The following is a 22,475-nucleotide window of genomic DNA, read 5'->3' as shown; positions in this document are numbered from 1 at the left end:
GACGTCAAGGCGCTTTTTCATTCGCGAGAGAAGGGCCGACCACCGGCGCCATCGCTACTGCCACTTTCTGACAGGGTCCTCTGCTAAGCTCCGACAACTTTTACGGACAGAGCCTGCCGATCGTGTCGCGTACCACTCGTTTACTGACCTTGTTGCAATTGCTGCGCGGCAAAAGTCGTCCGGTGACCGCGGCGACGCTTGCCGGCGAATTGGAGATTTCCGAGCGTACGCTGTACCGCGACATCGCCGAACTTACCGCCCTCGGCGCGCCAATCTACGGCGAAGCGGGGATCGGCTATGTGCTGCGCAGCGGTTTGTTTCTGCCGCCGTTGATGCTCAACGCCGATGAAACCGAAGCCATCGTGCTGGGGTTGCGCTATGTGGATCAGCGCGGGGATGAGGTGTTGAGCAAGGCGGCGGCGGATGCGCTGGCCAAGATTGCCGCGGTATTGGCGCCTGAAGCGCTGGACGCGTTACGCAACCCGACGGTGTTACCGGGGCCGCCCGGCTATGGCTTTGCGCCCAACGCGGTGCCACTGAATGTGTTTCGCCAGGCCATTCGCGATCAGGCCAAGCTGCACATCGATTACGCGGACGCCAACCAGGTGCCGAGTCAGCGGCTGATTTGGCCTCTGGCTCTGGGGTTTCTGAACGAGGTGCGAATCATCGTCGCCTGGTGCGAGTTGCGTAGCGCCTACCGCACCTTTCGTACCGACCGGATCTCGGCAGCGAACGAGCAGGGCGAGCGTTATCCGGGGCGGCGCAGCGACCTGTTGCGCACCTGGCGCAAGCAGATGCAACTGGACGAAGCAGGGCGCTTCACTCCTGACAAGAACTGACACAGGCTTGTTTTAGCATGGCTCCAGAATCAACAAACAAGGAGCCGTAACCATGTCCAATCCCGCCTCTTCACTGGCACCCGCCATCGCCGCCTACATTGCTGCGGCCAATGCCCGCGACACCTCGCGGGTCGCCAGTTTTTTCGCTGAGGATGCCAATGTGTTCGATGAAGGCCAGCACCAGGTCGGCACTCACGCCATCGCGCAATGGATGCAAGACACCGCCCAGCGTTACCAGCCACGGGTCGAAGTACTCGACGTCCAACTACGCACCGGCAAGGTGCTGGTGCATAACCTGATCTCCGGAACGTTTCCGGGCAGCCCTCTGGAATTGCGCTACATGTTTCGCCTGAATGAACAGGGCAAGATAGCCCGGCTAGACATCTCTCTCTAACCAGGCCGCGTGGCATACTGCCGCGCATGAATATCGACTCCCCCTTAAGCGCCTGGCAACACGCCATCGAACAGAAGGGCTTCGTCCAGGACGAAGCCCAGGAACATGCCGTGTGGGCGCTGCAGAAATGCTACGAGGCGCTGCATGAAGGGCGCGCGCCGGTCACTGGCGTGTACCTCTGGGGCCCGGTCGGGCGCGGCAAGACCTGGTTGATGGACCAGTTTTACCAAAGCCTGAAGGTCCCGGCCCGTCGCCAACACTTTCACCACTTTATGGGCTGGGTGCATCAGCGTTCGTTTCAACTGACCGGCACCGCCGACCCGTTGAAGGCGCTGGCTCGCGAACTGAGCGAGGAAGTGCGGGTACTGTGTTTTGACGAACTGTTCGTCAACGACATCGGCGACGCCATCATTCTCGGGCGTTTGTTTCAGGTGATGTTCGAGCAGGGCGTGGTGGTGGTCTGCACCTCCAATCAGCCACCGGATCAGTTGTACGCCGATGGCTTTAATCGCGACCGGTTCGTGCCCGCCATCGAAGCCATCAAGAAACATATGCAGGTGATTGCGGTGGAGGGTGGCGAAGATCATCGCCTGCACCCAGGCAAAGGTTTGCAACGGTACTGGGTGGCGGCACCGGGGCAACCCAGCGCTCTGGGTGAAGTGTTCAAGGCATTGACCGTCGGCCAGTCGGTGTCCAGTGATCCGATCAAGGTCGGCTACCGCTCACTCAATGTCGTGCAGGCCAGTCCAACCGTACTCTGGGCTCGTTACGCCGATCTCTGTGAGCAGCCTTTTGCCGCCATGGATTTCATCGCCCTGTGCGACACCTTCAGCGCTATTCTGTTGAGTGACGTGCCCAACCTCAGCGCGCGAAAGCGCGAGGGGCGCATCGCCCGAGGCACTGAAGACGGCGTCGAGCGGGTGGCGGCGGGCGATCGCGAGCTGCCGCAATTGTCGGTGCATGACGACGGTGTACGGCGTTTCATCGCCCTGGTGGACGAGTGCTACGACCGTAAGGTGCCGCTGTGCCTCGAAGCGCAGGTGCCCATGGAATCGTTGTACACCGAGGGTTATCTGGAGTTTCCGTTCCGCCGCACCCTCAGCCGTTTACAGGAAATGCAGCTGCAACGTTTCGCCGAAGCTTGAACAAGGAGCCGCGAACATGAATCAGCCTTTGTCGCACCATATGCTGACCATGGCCTATCAGAGCGCTTGGGCCAATCATCGCCTCGCCAAGGCCTGGAGCCAGTTGAGCCCGGCCGATCTGGCGGCGCCGCGGGTCAGCTTCTTTCCCAGTCTGCGCGCTACCCTCAATCACATCCTGACCTGCGACTGGTTTTATGTGGATGCGCTGGAGCGGGAGTTGCGCGGCGATGACCCGCATCCCGAATGCTATGTGTTTTTCAACCAGGACGAGCCGTTTACGCACGCAGTAGACCTCAAGCGCGAACAAGCGCTGGTGGACCTTCGACTGATCGCCTATTGCGAGCAAATGCGCGATGCAGACCTGGGGAAGATCGTGACCATCGCCCGGGACACGCCGCAACATGACAGCCGCTTGCGCCTGCTGTCCCATCTGTTCGAGCACCAGATTCATCATCGCGGGCAGGTTCACGCCATGCTCAGCGGCACCTCGGTCAAACCACCGCAACTGGATGAGTTTTTCTGTGCCGGTGAGTCAGGCTTGAGGGCTGAGGATTTTGCCGAGCTGGGATGGACCGAGGCGCTGATCTGGGGCGCTTGAGCGAAAAATTACAGCAGGATCGGGTTGTCGACACGGCTGTGCCCGCGATATTGTCGGTCGGCCCTTCAGTGCGAGATGCGCTGGGGCAACTTAATGTGCAAACGAGGGTGGAAATGGAATCCGCAGAAATTCTTGTGCTTCAGGCCAGTTACACCAATCCGCTGCATGCCGAGGCTATTGGGCTGGTGCTAAATGCTTACGCCGAAGACCCAATGGGTGGCGGCCACTCCTTGCCCGCCGACTTGCTGAAGCAACTGCCGGCGGAACTGGCCAAACGTCCCCACGCGTTCAGCGTTCTGGCCTTCGTCGGTGGCGAGCCGGCCGGGCTGGTCAATTGCTTTGAAGGTTTCTCGACTTTCGCCTGTCGGCCGTTGGTCAATGTGCACGATGTGGCGGTGGTGAAAAAGTTTCGCGGCTTGGGGTTGAGCCAGAAAATGCTGCAAAAGGTCGAGGATATCGCTCGCCAGCGCGGTTGCTGCAAAATCACACTGGAGGTGCTGGAAGGTAATGCAGTCGCTCAGGCGTCCTATGGCAAGTTCGGTTTTGCCGCAGGCATGTTCGACCCGGCGCACGGTCGGATGCTGTTCTGGACCAAGGCGCTTTAAGGTAATACGAGCAAAGAAAAAGGGCGTCCATCAGGACGCCCTTTGTCGTTAAGGTTTGTAGTGCTCTGTCACTTGCGCAGTTTGATCATCCGGAACCCTGATTTCAGCGGTGTTGCTGGCGTTACTTTGATTCGCCTCTTGGCTGAGCCGCAGGCTCTCAAAGTAATACCGCATGCGTTCAGCACCACCTTCGGCAAATGCAGCGGTTGAACTGAACATCATCAGGCCGGCGAGGATCATGGTTGTACGTTTCATGGTGTGCCCCACTACGAGTTGTCGGGTCCTTTCGTCCATGAAGCAATGTCGAAGGGACATTATCCGCCGATTCCGTTAAATGGGAATGACCTGCGCCTAGAGCGTCCAGTCCAGGCTAAGGGTCACCGTGCGCGGGTCACCCCAAAACACACCGTTATAGAACCCGACGTTGTCGTAATACTTCTTGTCGAACAGGTTATCGACGTTCAGCGAGGCGGACAGGTGCTTGTCGAACTCATAACGCGACATCAGTTTGACCACGGTGTAGGCCGCCTGCTGGATGTTCGTCCTTTCGGTGATCACCGCACCGTCAGCACTACGTCCCACCGGGCGGCTGGCGGCCCGGAACACGTCGCTCTGCCAGTTCACCGCGCCACCCACGGTCAGTGCCTGCCAGTCGCCGGGCAGGCGATAGCCCGTGGAGAGCCGGAACATATTCAGTGGCTGGTTGGTATTGGCGCGTTTCTTCTCGCCATTGGCCGAGTGGGTGTAGGTGTAGCCGGCCGTCATGTTCCAGCCGGCCATGACCTCGCCCGAGACCTCGGCTTCGAAACCCTGAATCTTGTTGCCTTTGCCGCCTGACTTGAAGAACTCCTCACCGGTCGCCGGGTCTGGTGGCACCGAATCGTCGAGTTCGGCTACGTTGTCCTGCTTGCTCCAGAACAGCGCGGTGGCGAGGTTCAGACGTTCTTCAAGCAGGCTGCCCTTGAGCCCCAGTTCATAGTTGCTGCCCACCACCGGGTCGAGGTATTTGCGATTGCTGTCGCGGTTGTCTTGCGGGTTGAAAATGTCGGTGTAGCTGACGTATGCCGTGTATTCGGGGGTGAGGTCGTAGAGCAGCCCGGCGTAGGGCGTCCACATGTCGTTGTGTTCCTGGCTTGTCGCATCGACGCTGCTCAGTTGCAGGTTGTTGTCGTACTTGTTGGTCTTGCTCGACACTTTCCAGCTGCCATAACGACTGCCGAATACGGCGTGCAGGTCATCCGTCAGACTCAGGCGAGTGGCCAGGTAACCGGCCTTCTGGCGGGTACTGTCTTTTGAACCTGAAAGGTTGGTGACGGCGTCGGGAAACTTGGCGATGTCGCCCATGTATTTCCAGTCGCGGATGCTTTCGTAATCCGCCGCCCTGGGGCCGTCCACCATGTAGGGGGAATCTTCCCGGCGCTCGGCCTCGCCATAGCCGATCATCATTTCGTGTTCCCGTCCGAACAGCGAGTAAGGGCCGGCCACGTTGAAGTCATAAGCCTTCATTTTTTGCGTACTGAGCATGTGGCTGACGTTGGCGCTCATGCCACTGCGATCTGCCTCAGGGAACCCCCCGCCGCCGTAGTAGATCTTGCCGTCGGTGTCGCTCTCGCGATGGGTGTAGGCGGCCTTGGCGTGCCAGCCGGCACCCAATTGGTGTTCCAGCGTGGCGAACGCGGTTTTGTCCTTGAGCGGCCAGGAACTCCACGACGTGGCCATGTTGGTGGAGCGTCCGAGGTTGGCCTTGCCACCGTCAGCGTTCCAGTACGGCACCGTGCCCCAGGACGTGCCCTGGACGTGTTTGTTCTGATAGTCGTAACCCACGGCCAACACAGTGTCATCGGTCAGGTCGGCTTCAAGAATCCCGTAGCCGACTTCACGTTGTTGCTGGTACTTGTCGCGGAACGAATCGCTGTCGCGATAGGCCAGCACGCTGCGTCCGCGCAAGCGGCCGTCGAACGCCAGCGGGCCGCCGACATCCAGATAACTGTAGTAGTCGTCATAACTGCCGCCGCTGACACCGGTCTGGACTTGCCACTGCGCCGTCGGCCGTTTACGCACCATGTTGATGGTGGCCGACGGGTCGCCCGCGCCGGTGGTCAGGCCGGTCGCACCGCGAACCACTTCGATGCGGTCGTAGATGATGGTATCGGAATCAGACTTCATGTAGCTGAAGGTGTTCAGCATGCCATCGATCTGGAAATTGGTGATCGAGTAACCCCGGGACGAATAACTGACCCGATCCGAATCGTTGTGTTGAACCACCACGCCGGTGGTCTGGCTCATGGCTTCGGACAGCGTGCCGAGTTTGAAGTCGTCCATTTGCTGGCGCGTGACCACGGACACCGATTGCGGCGTTTCCTTGATCGACAGGTTCAAGCGCGTCGCAGTGCTCATGGCACCGGTGGTGTACGACTCGGTGTTTTCGGTGGTGCTGCCCAAACCTTGAGCGGTCACATTGGTGGCGCCCAGTTCGAGGGTGCGGCCGGGTTCTTGATCAGGGCTGGTTTCGGCCAGCAGATCGGGGCACAGGGCGGCACTGCACAGGCCCAGGGTAAAGGTCATGGAACGGGTGATAGGCGCGAACATCGCAGCCGACTCCTTGTCTTCGAGGAAAAAATTCCGTTTGTTCAAAGACGAAGAGGGAAGGAGGGATTTAGCGATTAATAAGAATTATTGTTATTTGTAAATGTTTCGGACAACGCAATCGCGCCATTGGCGCAGTGCAAAAGGGGCCGGAACCGGCCCCTGAAAGGACTAATTCTGAATGACTGCCACCGCCTTGGGTTTCATCAGGCTGAAGTCGATCAATGCCTTTTGCTCGCGCTCATAAGGATTGCCGATCATCAATGGTCGTGGCTTAAAACTGTCGCTGACCAGGCTCTTGCTGCGATCCAGTTCATCGAAGCTCAGGCCCGCCAGATCAGCCCAGGTATGGATCAGGTGCGAGCTGCTGTAAGGCCGCCCCAGATCACCGGTAAAGCTCCAGTCATGGTTTTCGCGCCATTTCGGCGAGGCCCAGGCCATGAACGGAATGGTGTACATCGGTGCCGTCGGTTTGCTTTCGTTGCGCCCAAGGGTGCTGTGGCCAGGAGAGTCGAAAACATCTTCACCATGGTCGGAGAGGTACAGCAGGAACCCGTTGGGATCAGACTTGGCGTAGTCCTTGATCAGGCTCGAAACCACGAAGTCGTTGTACAGCACCGCGTTGTCATAGCTGTTATACGTCGGCACCTGATCGTCGCGCACACCGTCTGGAACCCCTTTGCGGTCCTTGAACTTATCGAAGGACGACGGATAACGGTATTGATAGCTCATGTGCGTGCCAAGCAAATGCACGACGATCAGCTTGCGCGGCGCAGCGTCGGCCAAGGCCTTATTGAACGGCTCGATCACGTCGCCATCGTACTGGGCGGCATTCTGGTTGCGGTTGTTGTTCAGGTACACCTGCTCGTCGGCCTGCTCGGAGAAGGTCGTCAGCATGGTGTTGCGCTTGGTCATGGTCTGCTGGTTGGTGATCCAGAAGGTCTTGTAGCCTGCCTGTTTCATCATGCTGACCAGCGACGGGGTCGACAGGTACAGGTCCGGGTTTTCTTCGTCGGCGAAGGTCAGAACCTGCTGCAACGCCTCGATGGTGTAGGGGCGCGGGGTGATGACGTTATCGAAGACCGCCAGTTGATCCTTGAGCTTGTCCAGCTCCGGGGTGGTTTCCCGAGGGTAGCCGTAGAGGCTCATGCGCTGACGGTTGGTGGACTCACCGATCACCAGCACCAGGGTCGCCGGCTGATTGGCCGCCGAATCTTTTAGATTGTGCAGGGGAGGGATCTTGCTGGCGCTATTGAGCATGTCTTGCATGCCGGCCAGGGTATCGAGGTAGCGGTGATAGGCCACGGCCATTTGCCAAGGCACCGCGGGCTCGATGCGGGTTTCGAACTTCTCGAAACCGCCGGCAAAACTGCCGGTACGCGCGGTTTGCTTGATCAGCGGGTAACCGACGACGGCGATCACAATCGCCGTTGCAGCCACCAGCGCCCGACCGCGAGGCATGTACACCGGGCGCAAGCGAGTCCAGAGGAAGTAAGCGAAAGCGCTGTGAGCGAGGAACGCTGCCACCATCCACCAGGCAAAGTACTGAGTCATGTACTCGCCGGCTTCAGAGATGTTCGACTCGAACATAATGAAGATGACGCTTTGGGAAAACTCCTGCTGATAGATGAAGAAGTAACCCAGGCTGGCCATTGAGCAGGCCCACAGCACCACACCGATCAGCGCAGCCATGACACGTGTTTGTTTGGGGAACAGCAGCATCGGCGCAAGCCAGATGGCGCTCATCACAAAGGCCTGGCGGAACCCGGTGAAACCGGAGGTGCCTGTCAGTTGGATCAGTAGTTGGGTAATGCCGGAAAAATACCAGAAGAACAGGAACAGCCAGAGAAATCCTGTCCAGTCGAAACCTTTCGCAGACGTATTGCTGCGTTTAAACAAAGCCATTCAGCGCTCCAGCCAATAATCACTTCCCCGCCGGGACATCTTTGTCACCGACGAACGGGCGCCGCGCGGATACCGAACGGCCATAAGGCGCCGGAGTATCAACAAGCGGATGTGAAAACTTCGTGAGTGCAGGGTTTGTCAAAAGGGGGGATGGCAGGTCGGAAACAGCGGGGGCTGCTTCCGAATCAAGCGAGGGGATCAGGCGTGAGGCACACGGTGAGTGACGGGCAAAGGCTGGGCCTGATTGCTTTGTGTCAACAAGCGCAATTGCGCGAGCTCCTGCTTCAACTGGTCGCGCTCGTCTTTCAACTGGCGCAATTCATCGCGACGGATCGTGACGTAAAGGGTTTGTGCTGGCAGTGCTGCGTGTACTGTGCCCATTGCTCACCTCGCAAATGGCTGTCTCAACTGTAAACCTGCCCCGACATCGGGTGCTGACTTACTATCGGCGCTGATTTTGATTTCTTTTGCCCCGGAAGGGAACTTTTTTATTTTTCATGGTCGCTGTGTCTTCGGCGCGATTACCGACGTTATCAATCTGGATCGGGCACAATGCCCGGAAACTATGTGCCAGCGCTCTGGACTAACCCTCAATAGTCGCGTTGGGCTATAACCTTTGACACACATTATTTGTAGTAGGGAGCATCAGAACATGCAACTCGGGATTATTGGACTGGGCCGCATGGGCGGCAATATTGCGCGGCGCCTGATGCTCAACGGTCATACCACCGTTGTTTACGACCGCAATACCGCCTTTGTCGACACCCTGGCCGCAGAAGGCGCCTCTGGCGTCATCGACTTGACGGCGCTGGTCGCTGGCCTGGCCAAGCCACGTGCGGTGTGGGTCATGCTGCCGGCCGGCGCACCGACCGAAGACACCATCGACACCCTGAGCACCTTGCTCGAAGCTGGCGATACCATCATCGACGGCGGCAACACCTTCTATAAGGACGACATCCGCCGGGCGAAAACCCTGTCGGAGAAAGGCCTGCACTACGTCGACGTCGGCACCTCCGGCGGCGTCTGGGGCCTGGAGCGGGGCTACTGCATGATGATCGGTGGCGAAGCCGAGGTGGTTAAACGCCTTGATCCGCTGTTCGAGAGCCTTGCACCGGGCCTGGGCGACATCCCTCGCACCAAGGACCGCAAGTCCGAAGACGATCGTGCCGAGCGCGGTTACATCCACGCAGGCCCGGCCGGTTCGGGCCATTTCGTGAAAATGATCCACAACGGCATCGAATACGGAATGATGCAGGCCTTTGCCGAAGGCTTCGACATCCTCAAGACCAAGGCCAGCACCAACCTGCCGGAAGATCAGCGTTTCGACCTGAACGTAGGCGACATCGCCGAAGTCTGGCGTCGTGGCAGCGTCGTGTCGTCCTGGTTGCTCGACCTGACCGCCGATGCGCTGGCCAGCGATCCGAAACTCGACGGTTACTCCGGATCGGTGGCTGACAGTGGTGAAGGTCGCTGGACCATCGAAGCCGCCATGGAGCAATCGGTGCCTGTACCGGTGCTGTCGAACTCGCTGTTCTCCCGCTACCGTTCGCGAGGGCAAGGCACCTTTGGCGACAAGATTCTCTCGGCCCAACGCTTCGGCTTCGGCGGCCATGTGGAGACTGCGAAAAAATGACCCGCTTGATCCGCAATAAATCCAAGGCAGAACCCGCACCACCGACCACGCTGTTCCTGTTCGGTGCCCATGGTGACCTGGTCAAGCGTCTGCTGATGCCGGCGCTGTACAACCTGAGTCGTGACGGTCTGCTTGGGGATGGGCTGCGGATCATCGGCGTTGACCACAACGCCATCACCGACGAAGCCTTTGCGAAAAAACTCGAGGACTTCATTCGAGCCGAAGTGGCCGCCAAGGTCGGCAAGGGCGATCAAGCCCTTGACCCGGACTTGTGGGCCAAGCTGGCCAAAGGCATCAGCTACGTACAGGGCGACTTCCTGGACGACAGCACCTATCAAGCGCTGGCGGCGAAAATCGCCGCCAGCGGCACCGGCAACGCCGTCTTCTACCTGGCCACCGCGCCACGTTTCTTCAGTGAAGTGGTGCGTCGTCTCGGCGCCGCTGACTTGCTGCAAGAGTCGCCAGAAGCGTTCAGAAGGGTAGTAATCGAAAAACCCTTCGGTTCCGATCTGCATACTGCCGAAGCCTTGAACGCTTGCTTGCTCAAGGTGATGACGGAAAACCAGATCTACCGGATCGATCACTATCTGGGCAAGGAAACCGTGCAGAACATTTTGATCAGTCGGTTTTCCAACAGCCTGTTTGAAGCGTTCTGGAACAATCACTACATCGACCACGTACAAATCACCGCCGCCGAAACCGTCGGTGTGGAAACCCGTGGCAGTTTTTATGAACACACCGGCGCCTTGCGGGACATGGTGCCCAATCACCTGTTCCAATTGCTGGCGATGGTGGCGATGGAACCGCCGGCCGCCTTCGGCGCTGATGCGGTACGTGGCGAGAAAGCCAAGGTGGTCGGTGCGATTCGCCCCTGGTCAGTCGAGGAAGCGCTGGCCAACTCGGTGCGCGGCCAATACACGCCCGGCGAAATCGACGGCAAGCCGTTGCCGGGGTATCGCCAGGAAAACAACGTGGCGCCCGATAGCAATACCGAAACCTACGTCGCGCTGAAGGTCATGATCGACAACTGGCGCTGGGTCGGCGTGCCGTTTTACCTGCGCACCGGCAAGCGCATGAGCGTGCGCGACACCGAGATTGTCATCTGCTTCAAACCGGCGCCGTATGCGCAGTTCCGCGATACCGAAGTCGATGAGCTGCAACCGACCTATCTGCGAATTCAGATTCAGCCCAACGAAGGCATGTGGTTCGACCTGCTGGCCAAACGGCCCGGCCCGGCCTTGAAAATGGCCAATATCGAACTGGGCTTTGCCTACAAGGATTTCTTTGAAATGCAGCCGTCCACCGGCTATGAAACCCTGATCTACGATTGCCTGACCGGCGATCAGACACTGTTCCAGCGCGCCGACAACATCGAGAACGGCTGGCGCGCCGTGCAGCCTTTCCTTGATGCCTGGCAGCAGGACGCGAGCGTGCAAAGCTATGCCGCTGGCGAAGACGGCCCGCAGGCTGCAGAAGATCTCTTGACCCGCGACGGTCGCGTCTGGCACGGCCTCGGATGATCGACGCACCGCAGCCTCCCATCCGTTTTTTACTCAGTGACATGGACGGCACCTTGTTGCTGCCCGATCACAGCCTCAGCCAACGCACCCTCTCAGCGGTCCGCTCCTTGCGCGAGGCGGGCGTGCTATTCAGCCTGGCCACCGGTCGTCCACCCAAAGCCATGTTGCAGCAGATTGAAGCCTTGGGCGTCGACCTTCCAACGGCAGCGTTCAATGGCGGCACCATCGTCAATCCGGACGGCAGTTTGCTGGTCGCGCATTACTTGCCGGCAACGGCGGCGCTGACGGCATTGGCGCTGTTTGCCGACCGGCCGGACATCGAAATCTGGGTGTTCAGTGGTGGCGACTGGTTGCTGAAAGATCCGAACGGCCCAATGGTGCCTCGTGAACAGCACGGCCTGGGTTATCCGCCAGTGGTGGTCGAGAGTTTTGAGCCGTACCTGGAACGCATCGACAAGATCGTCGCCACCAGCAACAACACGCAGTTGTTGATTGAGCTGGAAGCGCTCCTGCTGCCCAAAGTGGAAGGTCAGGCACAGGTCTCCCGTTCACAGCCGATTTATCTGGACGTGACCGCGATGCAAGCCAACAAGGGTGCAGCGCTGGCGACACTGGCCGAATTTCTCGGTGTGCCGCTGGAGCAGACCGCGGCGCTGGGCGATGGCGGCAACGACCCGGCGATGTTTCACCGCGCAGGCTTGTCGATCGCCATGGGGCAGTCGGAAGAGGCAGTGAAGCGCCAGGCCTATGTTGTCACTGGAACCAATACCGAGGACGGCGCGGCGCAGGCAATCGAGCGCTATATCCTCCCTCGAAAATCAACGTAGAACCCTGTGGGAGCGAGCCCCCACCTGTTTGCGAACGCCAAATGACCGACACTCGTAGTGAGGATTTTTTGAGTCAGTAGTGCGACCGCGATCACTGATCAATTCAGTTGGAATGATTGATTGCCAAGACGGTCAACCGACCATCACGTTCGCGGAACAGTCCTATGTCTATTCCCGCCTTTACGGTTAATTATCTGCGCGAGCATTCCCTGTTGTTGACCACAGCGGAGTCGTGCACGGCTGGAAAAGTTGTCACGCTTCTGTCCGAGATTGAAGGCAGTGGAGAACTGATCGAAAGCGGTTATGTGGTCTATTCCCCTGAGGCCAAACAACGGCTGTTGAGGGTAAGTGCTCACACTATCGAAACCTTCAACCTGACCAGTTGTGAAGTTGCACGGGAAATGGCTGCAGGCCGGCAACGATCACCCGCTCCACGACGTTGTGCTTGAACAGATTCAACGCAAGTTGAACGATGGCATGGCTGGACGAGCGTTCTCCCACGCCGATCAACACTACACCGTTACCGATTGTCATCACATCGCCGCCCTCCAGCCTGGCGTTGCCGTGTTCCTGGTCGGGGGTCGCCGTACCAGATCTGAAAGTCGGCGTTAGTGAATTCAGGGTGGAATTTGTAGATGGCGCTTACCAGTTGGGTTTCCTGGCGACGTGCCGGCCAGTACATCGGGTTGAGCGTCACACCACCGTGGATCCAGCAGGTGGTGTCGCGGGTGAACTGGGTGTTGGGCAGTGGCGGCAAAATGAAGCTTGAGTGACCGAGAAAATCGTGGAACATCTCGATAGTTTTGCGACCGAAACTGCCCAGCAGATCATCGGCGGATACGCCACCAATCAGGAATTCAGCGATCTTGCGCGGCTCTAGGCCGCGCAACCAGGAATCCACTTCATTGACCAAGCCAAAGCCAACTGAGTTAGCGGTGATTTTGCGCTGCAACATCCAGTCGAGATGTTGCGTTCGCGCATTTTGGTCACAAAGTCGAAATGATCGCGCTTGGCCTGCTCGACCCATAGGACGTCGTCAAACAGCAATTCGTTGCAGTTGCCCGGAGTCAGCCGCTGGTGGGCCAGACCGGGGGAGCAAACCATGACCTTGTGTAGGTCGCCGGCTTCGGAGGGGACGCCGAGTTCGAGCTTTGGCATGGCGGGATCCTTCAAATTATCGACAAACGCGCGAGTAAGTGGTGTTTACCCAATCGGCAGAAGTCAGCCGGTGATCGCGAACCGAATTCACTCTCGCGGTTTGTCAAAAAGTCACGTTGAACACGGGCGCGCCGTTTACCATTTGTGTGACTGACTGCCAGTTGTCCGCTGAGAAGATAACGCTGCTGAATCTATTGCCCGGCGTTCCCGTAGGTTTGCTCTACTTCAGCGCTCTGTGCAAATAGGCCGATGCTGAACAGGGTCAATCTGAGAGGTGTTCATCGTGCACAGTTTTCGATTTACCAAGTATGTAGCAAGGGTGGAGATGGCCGTTAGGATGTGTCGTCACTACCACGGAGATCAGCGTCCAGCCCTCGTGGATCTTAAGGTTCGCGTCGTTCGTCGACAGAGCTTCCATGACTTGGTACGCCTCAGACATATGCATTCGATTACTTCCAGATTATTTAAACTCAACTGTTACGCATAGGCTGGGCTAAGGGGTTCCTTTTGCTGCGGCTTGCTTCGCTCCGAAGCCTCGCTGACGTCCTGGGAGCTATATTCCTGCCGGAGACATTGGCATAGGGGATTGCTTAATGCACAAGGTCATTAGCGCACGGGACTTGCAGATAGTCCTCGATGATGCGAACGAAGCGGGCCTGTTCAAATGGCTGGTCGCCAGTTATCTGATGGGTAAAAGAATCCAGGGCGGGATAGCCGCAAGGGCGTACCAAGTGATCGTCGATCAACATCAGCGTGATTCGCCCCGAAAGCTCGCCCACTGCACGCATCGAGAGCGGGTAGCGATGCTCGGTCAGGCTCACTACGTGCGTGAAACCACGGCGTCCCGTTTACTGGCGTTGGCTAACAAACTCAACGACGAATACGCTTGAAAGGTGATGGACATCGTGGGGGCTAGCGCCAATCGCCAGGAGTTCGAAAAACGCCTATCTGAGTTCGACGGGATTGGCCCCAAGACCGTCGAGATTTCCATGCGGGAGGTGGGGAAGGTGATTTTTTGAAAGCGTAGGTCGATTTTATTTGACCGGCTGGATTTCAGCGAGCGATTTCCCGCCTGTTGCGTGCGGCCTAAGACGACTCATAGTAAACATCAGATGCTTCCGGTTCGTCTTGCCAAAACAATCCCCCATCTCACGCACTGCCTTAAGAGAAAACATCGCCTCGAAGAGCATTCAGAACAAGCGAAAAAGCCGGTGTTGGCAAGCGACGGCTCGGTAGTGCAGGTGATAACCCGAGAACAGAGGGCACCAGTCCTCTAGCACTCGTATCAAGCGGCCATCCTCAATATGCGGTGCAAATTCTTCTTCCAGTTATGCGATGCCTTGGCCGTAATGGGATCAACGAAGATCCGAGGAGGAGAGGGAACTGGGCTAATTGCTATTTGAGAGAGTGTTTATCAACGAGTTCACTCGCGAACTGAGTTCGTTCAGACTAAAGGGCTTGGTTAGAATCCGAGTAGTCGCATCGACCGTGACCAATCTCGCACCGCCAGCGAACCCGGTGATAAAAAGCACTTTGAGTTGCGGATATTTCTTCTTGAGTTCCGCAGCCAAGCTGATCCCGTTCATCAATCCGGGTAAGCCTATATCGGTGAGCAGTAAATCTAGGTGTTCCAGCTTCTCCGCTTGCTTCATTGCGGAATCACTATCCACTGCTTCAATGACGCGATAGCCAGTTTCTGACAAAAGCTCCGCCCCCATCTGTCTGATAGCCGCTTCGTCGTCCACCAGCAAAATAGTTTCATTGTTGCCGAATGGTTCTGGCTGATGGGATTCGCCCAGGTCTCCTTTTGGGTCGTCAGGCCGCGAATCATTAACTGGAAAATACATGGTCACTGTGGTGCCAACACCAAGGCTACTGTGAACTCTAACTTGGCCACCGGATTGCTGGGTGAAGCCATAAATCATCGAAAGGCCTAATCCAGTACCTTCCCCAATCTTCTTGGTCGTGAAAAATGGGTCAAATATGCGCGACAAGATGTCCGGACTGATTCCAGTGCCTGAATCTGTGACAGAGATGCTCACATACGTTCCAGGCGGCATTACTTTTTCGGAGGAGGACGCTTCATCGATGACGTATCGCTCGACCTGTAGGTCGAGCCTACCCCCATTGGGCATTGCGTCCCGTGCGTTGATCGCAAGATTAAGCAACGCATTTTCCAGTTGGTTGAGGTCGCATCTAATGCGATCGGTTGCCCTGAATGAGCACTCCACAATGATGTTTGGCCCGACCGTACGGCGAATCATTTCTTCCAGTCCTGCCACCACTTTGCGAGGTTCGAGGAGTTCCGGTTTGAGTGATTGTTGTCTCGAAAATGCCAGTAGACGCTGCGTTAATGCGGCCGCCCGAGATGCTGAGGTCATGGCAACAAAGTTATATCGGGCTAGCTCATTGTAGCGGCCAGCATCGATGCGCCGCTGCATCAGCTCCAGGCTACCAATTATGCCGGCTAGCAGATTATTGAAGTCATGGGCTATTCCCCCAGTAAGCTGGCCGACAGCTTCCATTTTTTGACTCTGCCGTAGCTTGGACTCCGTCACGGCGCGCTCATGCTGTTCCTCCTCAAGTTGCTGAGTACGTTGAGCGATACGATCCTCCAGCAAGTCGTTCCAGTCCCGTAGTGCGCTCTCTAACTGTACCCGATCGTCTACATCTTCGATTGTGCCGTACCACTGCTCGCATTGTCCGGCGGTGTTAAGACTACACAACGCAAGGACTCTAAACCAACGGTAGTCGCCTGTATGTTTTCGTAAGCGGATTTGTAAGTCGAAAGGTTGCAGTGTGGCCAGTGATTGATCCCACAAATTAGCTATTGATACCTGGTCTGCGGGGTAAGCGGCATTAGCCCACTGCCGTTCCAATGTCTGCGCAGGTGAGAGACCGGTATATTCATACCAGCGCTGATCGATGGAGATAAGGTTGCCGACTTTATCAGCAGTCCAAGGCCAAAGTGGATTGAGCTCAGCTGCGATGCGGTAATGCCGCTCGCTTTCGCGCAATTTTTTTTCCGTTAAACGCATGGCTTCCGAAGTTTTGGAACGCTTCAAAACTGCGCCGAGTAGGTTGCTGTACCCCCGAAGGAAATCGATATCGCTTTCTGTGAACTGGCGAGGACTTCGACTATCAACCTCAAAGATCCCGAAAGGACGTTCGCCATTGGCGCCGTGGACTAAAACGTTGACGAAGGCTTTTACCCCGTTTTTCATATGAAAGTCGTGATAGCGGAATCGTGTTTCTGTTGTAATGTCCGTCGATATGACTGGGGCGTTCGTGTTAAGTGAATACAGTTCTGGGCTTCCTTCGCGTGCTTGCACCCGAACCTTCCCGACAACATCGGGCGTCCAACCCACACCGTTTCGCACGAAGAACGTGATGCCGTCTTCCTGCAGCTGCATGAATTTGGCCAGATTGGTTTCGAGCGCGTCACCGACTAACCGACACGCCTCATCAAGGATGTGCTCAAGGTCATCTGATGCCAAGGCTAGCTCGCCAAACTTGGCAAGCACTTTGCGCTGGCGCAGTAACGTTTCCTCGATTGCCATGGGTTCACCACTGGGGGTTTTAATATCCGAGGCTTGGGCTCAGGCTAGGTTCAATCTGCCTGATCGATTGCAGTTTTCGCTGGATTCCACGCTCGCTTAACTGCCACTGACTTTCCAGTGTTTGACATCATTGGCGAACACCATCTGCTTCATCTCATGAGCAATTCCGTAGGCCAGAGACTCGTGTGCAGCTATGACTTTTTCCTCTGCTGACAGGCAATGAAAAATTCCTGCGCAAGACACAAGCGGGCTTGCTCGCGAAGGCGGTGTGTCAACAACATTGATATCGACTGACCCGCCGCTTTCGCGAGCAAGCCCGCTCCCACAGGGTTTTGTGTTTGTCTGACGGATCACGAATCTGCCGTTCCACCGCCAAATTTCAGCATCCGACACTGTCCTCAAATCGCTTTTAGCATCCTCATCCGCAGCACCTCCCTAGACTGGAGCGTGTCTCGGATCAGGACTCGACCATGCTCAAGAATCGTTTGAAAGACCCCAGCCTTTTAGCAGAACTCGCCTATGTCGACGGACAGTGGATCGGCGCCGACAACGCCGCGACTCTGGACGTCATCGACCCGGCCAACGGCCAGCTAATTGGCCGCGTACCGGCGATGCAAGGCGCGGAAACCCGTCGCGCCATTGAAGCCGCCGGAAAAGCCTGGCCGGCCTGGCGCGCTCGCCCGGCGGCGGAACGTGCGGCGCTGCTTGAGCGCTGGTATCAGGCCATGATCGATAACCTCGACGACCTGGCGCTGATCATGACCTGCGAACAGGGCAAACCGTTGAACGAAGCCAAAGGCGAAATTCGCTACGGCGCCGGTTTCGTCAAATGGTTCGCCGAGGAGGCCCGACGGGTCTACGGCGAAACCATGCCGGCCCCCAGCGGCGACCGCCGACTGCTGACCCTCAAGCAACCGGTGGGTGTTTGCGCCGCGATCACCCCATGGAATTTCCCCAACGCGATGATCACCCGCAAATGCGCGCCAGCCCTGGCGGCCGGGTGCCCGATCATCGTCAAACCCTCGGACCTGACGCCGTTGTCTGCGTTGGCGTTGGCGGTGTTGGCCGAACGGGTCGGCATCCCGGCCGGGGTGTTCAACGTGTTGACCGGCATGCCCGCCGGCATCGGCGAAGAGCTGACCGGTAACCCAAGCGTGCGCAAGATTTCCTTCACCGGCTCGACCGCCGTCGGCCGCTTGCTGATGCGCCAGAGCGCCGAACACATCAAGCGCTTTAGCCTGGAGCTGGGCGGCAACGCGCCGTTCATTGTGTTTGACGACGCTGACCTTGAGCAGGCCGTCGCCGGCATCATGCTCAGCAAGTTTCGCAACGCCGGGCAAACCTGCGTCTGTGCCAATCGCATTCTGGTGCAGGACGGCATCTACGAACGTTTCGCCCAGCGTCTGGTGGAGGAGGTGGGCAAGCTCAAGGTCGGTAACGGCCTGGACGCCGACGTCACCATCGGTCCGCTGATCAATCCGGCGGCGGTGAGCAAAGTCGCCCGGCACATCGACGATGCCCTGAGCCAGGGCGCGCGTTTGCTCTGCGGCGGCATTCCCGAGGGCGACAGCCAATTCGTGCAGCCTACGGTCCTCGGCGAAGCACATGCGGGCATGCTACTGGCCAACGAAGAAACCTTCGGTCCGGTGGCGCCGCTGATGCGTTTCACTGACGAAGCGGAAGCCCTCGCGCTGGCCAATGCCACGCCTTACGGTTTGGGTGCCTACTATTTCACCCAGGACTTGCGTCGTTCATGGCGTTTCGGCGAGGCGCTGGAGTTCGGCATGGTCGGCCTCAACACCGGGATCATTTCCATGGAAGTCGCCCCGTTCGGCGGCATCAAACAGTCGGGGCTGGGCCGCGAAGGCAGCAAGTACGGTCTGGATGAATACCTTGAAGTCAAAGCCTTCCACATCGGTGGGCTGTAATTCACAGACACGGAGAGGCAGATTGATGAGCAAGACATTCAAAATCGCCGCGATTGCCGGCGATGGCATCGGCAAGGAAGTGTTGCCGGAAGGGCTGCGAGTACTGGAGCAGGCCGCGAAGAAATGGCAGCTTGATCTGAGCATCGAAGTGCTCGACTGGGCGCATTGCGATTACTACCTGGAACACGGGCAAATGATGCCCGACGACTGGTTCGAACAGCTCAAGGGCTTCGACGCGATCTACTTCGGCGCCGTGGGCTGGCCGGACAAGGTGCCGGACCACATTTCCCTGTGGGGCTCGCTGCTCAAGTTCCGTCGGGACTTTGACCAGTACGTGAACATTCGCCCGGTGCGACTTTTCCCCGGCGTGCCGTGCCCCTTGGCCGGACGCCAACCGGGGGACATCGATTTCGTGGTGATCCGCGAGAACACCGAGGGCGAGTATTCGTCGGTGGGCGGCAAGATGTTCGAAGGCACCGAGCATGAATTCGTGCTGCAAGAGTCGGTGTTTACCCGGCGCGGCGTGGACCGGATTCTCAAGTTCGCCTTCGACCTGGCCCAGACCCGACCGCGCAAGCGCCTGACGGCGGCGACCAAGTCCAACGGGATTTCCATCAGCATGCCGTACTGGGACGAGCGCACCGCATTGATGGCGGCGCAGTACCCGGACATCACCTGGGACAAGCAGCACATCGACATTCTGTGCGCGCGTTTCGTGCTGCAACCGGACCGTTTTGATGTGGTGGTGGCGTCAAACCTGTTCGGCGACATCCTGTCCGACCTGGGGCCGGCCTGCGCCGGGACCATCGGCATCGCGCCGTCGGCCAACCTTGATCCTGAACGTCGCTTTCCGTCGCTGTTCGAGCCGGTGCATGGCTCGGCGCCGGACATCTATGGGCAGAACATTGCCAACCCGATTGCGATGATCTGGTCTGGGGCGTTGATGCTGAATTTTCTCGGTAATGGAGATGAGCGCTATCGCGCGGTGCATGACGGGATTCTGCAGGCGATTGAGCGGGTGATTGCGGATGGGCCGATTACGCCGGATCTGGGGGGGAAGGGGTCGACTCAGGAGGTCGGGAAGGCGATTGCCGATCGACTTTGAGTGTGTGGAGGATCTGAAATCGCCCCCTCATCTCCCCAGAGGGGCGAGGGGACTGACCGATGTGTTATTGAGAAAAATTGCGACCTGAGATTCCGAGTTGAACTCAGTGCAGTGGTCTAATTTCCCCGGACACCCCGATAGGTGGAAAATGCACCTATTGAGGAGTTCTCCATGACCGACAAACGTAAAGTATTCGACGACAGCTTCAAGCTGGAAGTTGTAAAGATGATCAAGGACCAGGGCCTGAGTGTTTCACAGGTTTGTCGTGATCTTGATATTGGTGATACGGCCGTTCGACGCTGGGTACAACAGTATGAGGCCGAGAAGTTGGGACAAGCCGGGATCGGCAAGCCGCTGACCTCTGAGCAACAGCGTATTCGTCAGTTGGAGCAAGAAAACCGTCAACTCAAGATGGATAACGATGTACTAAAAAAAGCCACCGCCTTCTTTGCCCGCGAGCTGAAGTAACGTACCGCTTGGTTCGGCAGCTGCAACAGAAGGCTTATTCGGTGGCGTATGTGTGTCGTTTGTTGGGGGTTAGTCGATCCGGCTTCTACGAGGCCAACAAGCGCGCTGAGGCTCCTGCATCGATCTGCCCCGTTGCTCTGCAACTCAAGGCGTCGTTTGCTGAAAGTGGCGGCTGCTATGGCAGTCGCCCATTGCGTAAAGCGTTACGTGCAAAGGGTATGGAAGTAGGCATTTACAAGATTCGCCGCATGATGCGCGTCAACGGCCTGCGTTCGGCCTGGAAGCGTAAATTTGTGCACACCACCGACAGCAAACATGACCTGCCGATTGCTGAAAATGTATTGAACCGCCAATTTGAACCCGAGGCGGCGAACAAGGCCTGGGTAGCAGACATTACCTACATCCGAACCCGCAGTGGCTGGCTGTATCTGGCTGTGGTGCTGGACTTGTTCTCACGCAAGGTAGTGGGCTGGTCAATGGCGCCGAACATGCCCGCTGAACTGGTGTGCAGTGCAATGCAGCTGGCGGTTGCTCAACGTCAACCGCCACCCGGCTTGATCGCCCACTCGGATCGCGGCAGCCAGTACGCGAGTGCGAGCTACAGAGCGCTGCTGGCAAGAAGTGACATGCAGCAAAGCATGAGCCGTAAAGGTAACTGCTGGGATAACGCAGTGATGGAGCGCTTCTTCCTGAGCTTGAAAATGGAGCGGGTATGGCGACGTGATTACGCCAACCATGGCGAGGCGATACGCGACATCACTGAGTACATCGTTGGGTTTTACAACAACGAACGGCTGCACTCGAAACTGGGATATCTGCCACCGACAGTTTATGAACGGGCGATGGCATCAAAATCACCTATCGAGGTGTCCGGAATTAGTTGACCACGACACAGGTTTTGAACGGCATGAAGATCGGCTCCCTTTCCCCTCTTCCCATTGGGGTGTTTGTACCGGACACATGGTGGACAGGTGTTCGGAGACATGGTGGACACTTTTAAATAGACACATTGCTCATCTGAAAGGAGATGGTTTGTGTCTTGGGAAGAGGTGTCCACCATGCAGCTTCGTTCCGAATTTGTACTGTTAGCTCGGCAAGAAGGGGCCAATATCCGACAACTCTGCCGACGCTTTCATATCAGCCCAAGCACCGGATACAAATGGCTTGGCCGGTTCGAAACCTCTGGTGCAGACGGCTTGCACGACCAGTCTCGGCGCCCAAAACATTCACCCAAACGCTGCGCTGATACGGTTGAAAAGCAGATTCTGGCCTTGGGGGTGGAGCACACGGCCTGGGGCGCCCGCAAGCTCAAACGCAATCTGGAGGATGAGGGGTATTTGATGCCCGCCGTCAGCACGGTGCATGCGATTTTGCAGCGTAATTCGCGAATCGACCCGCAGGCGGCAAATACCAAACCCTTTATCCGATTTGAGCATGAAGCCCCCAACGATCTTTGGCAGATGGACTTCAAGGGACATGTCGGCATGCGCCATGGTCGCTGCCATCCCTTGACGGTATTGGACGACCATTCGCGGTTCTCGCTGTGCATCGCGGCCTGTGGCAACGAGCAGCGTCAGACCGTGCAGGAGCAGCTTATCCACGTGTTTCGGCGCTACGGCTTGCCGATGCGCATGACCATGGATAACGGTGCACCGTGGGGCGATCAGAGCGGGGTTTATACCGCGTTAGAGGTCTGGCTGATGAGCCAGGGCATCCGAGTGGGCCACTCCAGGCCTTATCACCCGCAGACTCAGGGCAAGCTTGAGCGTTTTCACCGCAGCCTCAAGGCTGAAGTTTTGCAAGGTCAGTGCTTCATCGACCTGCTTGGGGCACAGAACGCCTTCGATATCTGGCGCGATATCTACAACCAGAAACGCCCCCATCAAGCATTGGAAATGGAGGTTCCAGCGACTCGCTACAGCTGTAGTCCTCGTGAATACCAGGAGCATCGGCAAGCACTGGAGTACGCCGAAGGGGATTTGATCAGAAAGGTTCAGGCCAATGGCGAGATGTACTGGAAAAGCCGCAAGTATGCGATTGGAAAGGCCTTCATCGGCGAGCACATAGCCATCAGAGAAACGACCGAGGATGGCATCTACGACATCTATTGGAGCAGACATCGCATTGCCAAAATTGACTTGAGCTTGCAGACCGTTGTATCAGGAAAGCGGCTTTGAAGACGTCCACCATGTCCCCGAACATGT

17 protein-coding genes and 5 pseudogenes are annotated in these 22,475 nt (G+C 57.5%); 14 read left to right on the top strand and 8 right to left on the bottom strand.

Going from position 1 to position 22,475, the window contains the following annotated elements; translation table 11 throughout:
* The first annotated feature begins 122 nt into the window (after nucleotides 1-122).
* The 5 genes from QFW87_RS14915 to QFW87_RS14895 all read left to right on the top strand — a co-directional run bounded on the left by QFW87_RS14915 (nucleotide 123) and on the right by QFW87_RS14895 (nucleotide 3,581).
* Nucleotides 123-839 carry a YafY family protein gene (locus tag QFW87_RS14915; RefSeq protein WP_283184222.1) on the top strand — a complete coding sequence of 239 codons (717 nt, stop codon included), beginning with the start codon at nucleotides 123-125 and terminating at the stop codon, nucleotides 837-839.
* Nucleotides 840-891: 52 nt separating this feature from the next.
* Nucleotides 892-1,233 (top strand): nuclear transport factor 2 family protein, encoded by a 342-nt coding sequence (locus QFW87_RS14910; protein WP_008069241.1) that lies wholly within the window; start codon nucleotides 892-894, stop codon nucleotides 1,231-1,233.
* A 26-nt stretch (nucleotides 1,234-1,259) separates the two neighbouring features.
* Nucleotides 1,260-2,378: a cell division protein ZapE gene (gene zapE / locus QFW87_RS14905; RefSeq protein ID WP_283188101.1), complete on the top strand. Its 1,119-nt coding sequence runs from the start codon at nucleotides 1,260-1,262 to the stop codon at nucleotides 2,376-2,378.
* A 16-nt stretch (nucleotides 2,379-2,394) separates the two neighbouring features.
* Entirely contained in the window at nucleotides 2,395-2,976 is a 582-nt protein-coding gene (locus QFW87_RS14900; protein ID WP_283188100.1) for a DinB family protein, read from the top strand.
* A gap of 113 nt (nucleotides 2,977-3,089) precedes the next feature.
* A complete protein-coding gene (locus QFW87_RS14895; protein WP_283184225.1) occupies nucleotides 3,090-3,581 on the top strand; it encodes a GNAT family N-acetyltransferase in 492 nt (163 codons plus the stop codon).
* Nucleotides 3,582-3,629: 48 nt separating this feature from the next.
* Here the strand turns inward: QFW87_RS14895 and QFW87_RS14890 are convergent, their stop codons facing one another.
* The 4 genes from QFW87_RS14890 to QFW87_RS14875 all read right to left on the bottom strand — a co-directional run bounded on the left by QFW87_RS14890 (nucleotide 3,630) and on the right by QFW87_RS14875 (nucleotide 8,453).
* On the bottom strand, nucleotides 3,630-3,836 hold the full coding sequence (locus tag QFW87_RS14890) for a hypothetical protein (RefSeq protein WP_046054123.1): 207 nt from the start codon (nucleotides 3,834-3,836) through the stop codon (nucleotides 3,630-3,632).
* A gap of 96 nt (nucleotides 3,837-3,932) precedes the next feature.
* Nucleotides 3,933-6,170, bottom strand: a complete 2,238-nt coding sequence (locus QFW87_RS14885; protein ID WP_283184226.1) for a TonB-dependent siderophore receptor — start codon at nucleotides 6,168-6,170, stop codon at nucleotides 3,933-3,935.
* A 168-nt stretch (nucleotides 6,171-6,338) separates the two neighbouring features.
* A complete protein-coding gene (locus QFW87_RS14880) occupies nucleotides 6,339-8,072 on the bottom strand; it encodes a phosphoethanolamine transferase CptA (protein ID WP_283188099.1) in 1,734 nt (577 codons plus the stop codon).
* Nucleotides 8,073-8,270: 198 nt separating this feature from the next.
* Nucleotides 8,271-8,453 (bottom strand): DUF6026 family protein, encoded by a 183-nt coding sequence (locus tag QFW87_RS14875; protein WP_056739988.1) that lies wholly within the window; start codon nucleotides 8,451-8,453, stop codon nucleotides 8,271-8,273.
* A 271-nt stretch (nucleotides 8,454-8,724) separates the two neighbouring features.
* Between QFW87_RS14875 and gnd the strand changes: the two genes are divergently transcribed.
* The 4 genes and pseudogenes from gnd to QFW87_RS14855 form a co-directional block, all read left to right on the top strand.
* On the top strand, nucleotides 8,725-9,705 hold the full coding sequence (gene gnd / locus QFW87_RS14870; RefSeq protein WP_283184228.1) for a phosphogluconate dehydrogenase (NAD(+)-dependent, decarboxylating): 981 nt from the start codon (nucleotides 8,725-8,727) through the stop codon (nucleotides 9,703-9,705).
* Entirely contained in the window at nucleotides 9,702-11,225 is a 1,524-nt protein-coding gene (gene zwf / locus QFW87_RS14865) for a glucose-6-phosphate dehydrogenase (RefSeq protein WP_283188098.1), read from the top strand. Before gnd ends, zwf begins: the two co-directional genes overlap by 4 nt.
* On the top strand, nucleotides 11,222-12,052 hold the full coding sequence (locus tag QFW87_RS14860) for an HAD family hydrolase (RefSeq protein WP_283184230.1): 831 nt from the start codon (nucleotides 11,222-11,224) through the stop codon (nucleotides 12,050-12,052). The genes zwf and QFW87_RS14860 overlap by 4 nt, the downstream gene beginning before the upstream one ends.
* A 164-nt stretch (nucleotides 12,053-12,216) precedes the next feature.
* A pseudogene (locus tag QFW87_RS14855) lies at nucleotides 12,217-12,483 on the top strand (CinA family protein); the annotation flags it as partial.
* Here QFW87_RS14855 and QFW87_RS14850 read toward each other — a convergent pair.
* Nucleotides 12,461-13,210 (bottom strand): annotated as a pseudogene (locus QFW87_RS14850) (arginine deiminase family protein); the annotation flags it as partial. The pseudogenes QFW87_RS14855 and QFW87_RS14850 overlap by 23 nt on opposite strands.
* A 593-nt stretch (nucleotides 13,211-13,803) precedes the next feature.
* Between QFW87_RS14850 and QFW87_RS14845 the strand changes: the two are divergent.
* A pseudogene (locus tag QFW87_RS14845) lies at nucleotides 13,804-14,229 on the top strand (DNA methylase).
* Nucleotides 14,230-14,371: 142 nt separating this feature from the next.
* Here QFW87_RS14845 and QFW87_RS14840 read toward each other — a convergent pair.
* The 3 genes and pseudogenes from QFW87_RS14840 to QFW87_RS14830 all read right to left on the bottom strand — a co-directional run.
* Nucleotides 14,372-14,550, bottom strand: a pseudogene (locus QFW87_RS14840) (LysR family transcriptional regulator); the annotation flags it as partial.
* Nucleotides 14,551-14,598: 48 nt separating this feature from the next.
* The gene (locus tag QFW87_RS14835) at nucleotides 14,599-16,770 is read right to left on the bottom strand and encodes an ATP-binding protein (protein ID WP_283188097.1); all 2,172 of its coding nucleotides are present in this window, start codon (nucleotides 16,768-16,770) and stop codon (nucleotides 14,599-14,601) included.
* 96 nt (nucleotides 16,771-16,866) lie between these two features.
* A pseudogene (locus QFW87_RS14830) lies at nucleotides 16,867-16,998 on the bottom strand (peptidase); the annotation flags it as partial.
* Between the two features lie 242 nt (nucleotides 16,999-17,240).
* Here QFW87_RS14830 and QFW87_RS14825 point away from each other — a divergent pair.
* The 4 genes from QFW87_RS14825 (at nucleotide 17,241) to QFW87_RS14810 (ending at nucleotide 22,448) form a co-directional block, all read left to right on the top strand.
* Nucleotides 17,241-18,698 (top strand): NAD-dependent succinate-semialdehyde dehydrogenase, encoded by a 1,458-nt coding sequence (locus tag QFW87_RS14825; protein WP_283188096.1) that lies wholly within the window; start codon nucleotides 17,241-17,243, stop codon nucleotides 18,696-18,698.
* Between the two features lie 25 nt (nucleotides 18,699-18,723).
* A complete protein-coding gene (locus tag QFW87_RS14820) occupies nucleotides 18,724-19,803 on the top strand; it encodes a tartrate dehydrogenase (protein ID WP_283188095.1) in 1,080 nt (359 codons plus the stop codon).
* Between the two features lie 171 nt (nucleotides 19,804-19,974).
* Nucleotides 19,975-21,155 (top strand): IS3 family transposase gene (locus QFW87_RS14815; RefSeq protein WP_283182702.1). Its coding sequence is split into 2 segments (ribosomal slippage): nucleotides 19,975-20,230 and nucleotides 20,230-21,155, totalling 1,182 coding nucleotides; the frame shifts between segments, so codons are not numbered across the junction.
* A gap of 174 nt (nucleotides 21,156-21,329) precedes the next feature.
* Nucleotides 21,330-22,448: an IS481 family transposase gene (locus tag QFW87_RS14810; protein ID WP_283182018.1), complete on the top strand. Its 1,119-nt coding sequence runs from the start codon at nucleotides 21,330-21,332 to the stop codon at nucleotides 22,446-22,448.
* The last annotated feature ends 27 nt before the right edge of the window (nucleotides 22,449-22,475 follow it).

It is taken from the genome of Pseudomonas sp. PMCC200344, assembly GCF_030053095.1.
Taxonomy (GTDB): Bacteria; Pseudomonadota; Gammaproteobacteria; order Pseudomonadales; family Pseudomonadaceae; genus Aquipseudomonas; species Aquipseudomonas svalbardensis.
This window is presented reverse-complemented; position numbering and strand designations above follow the sequence as displayed.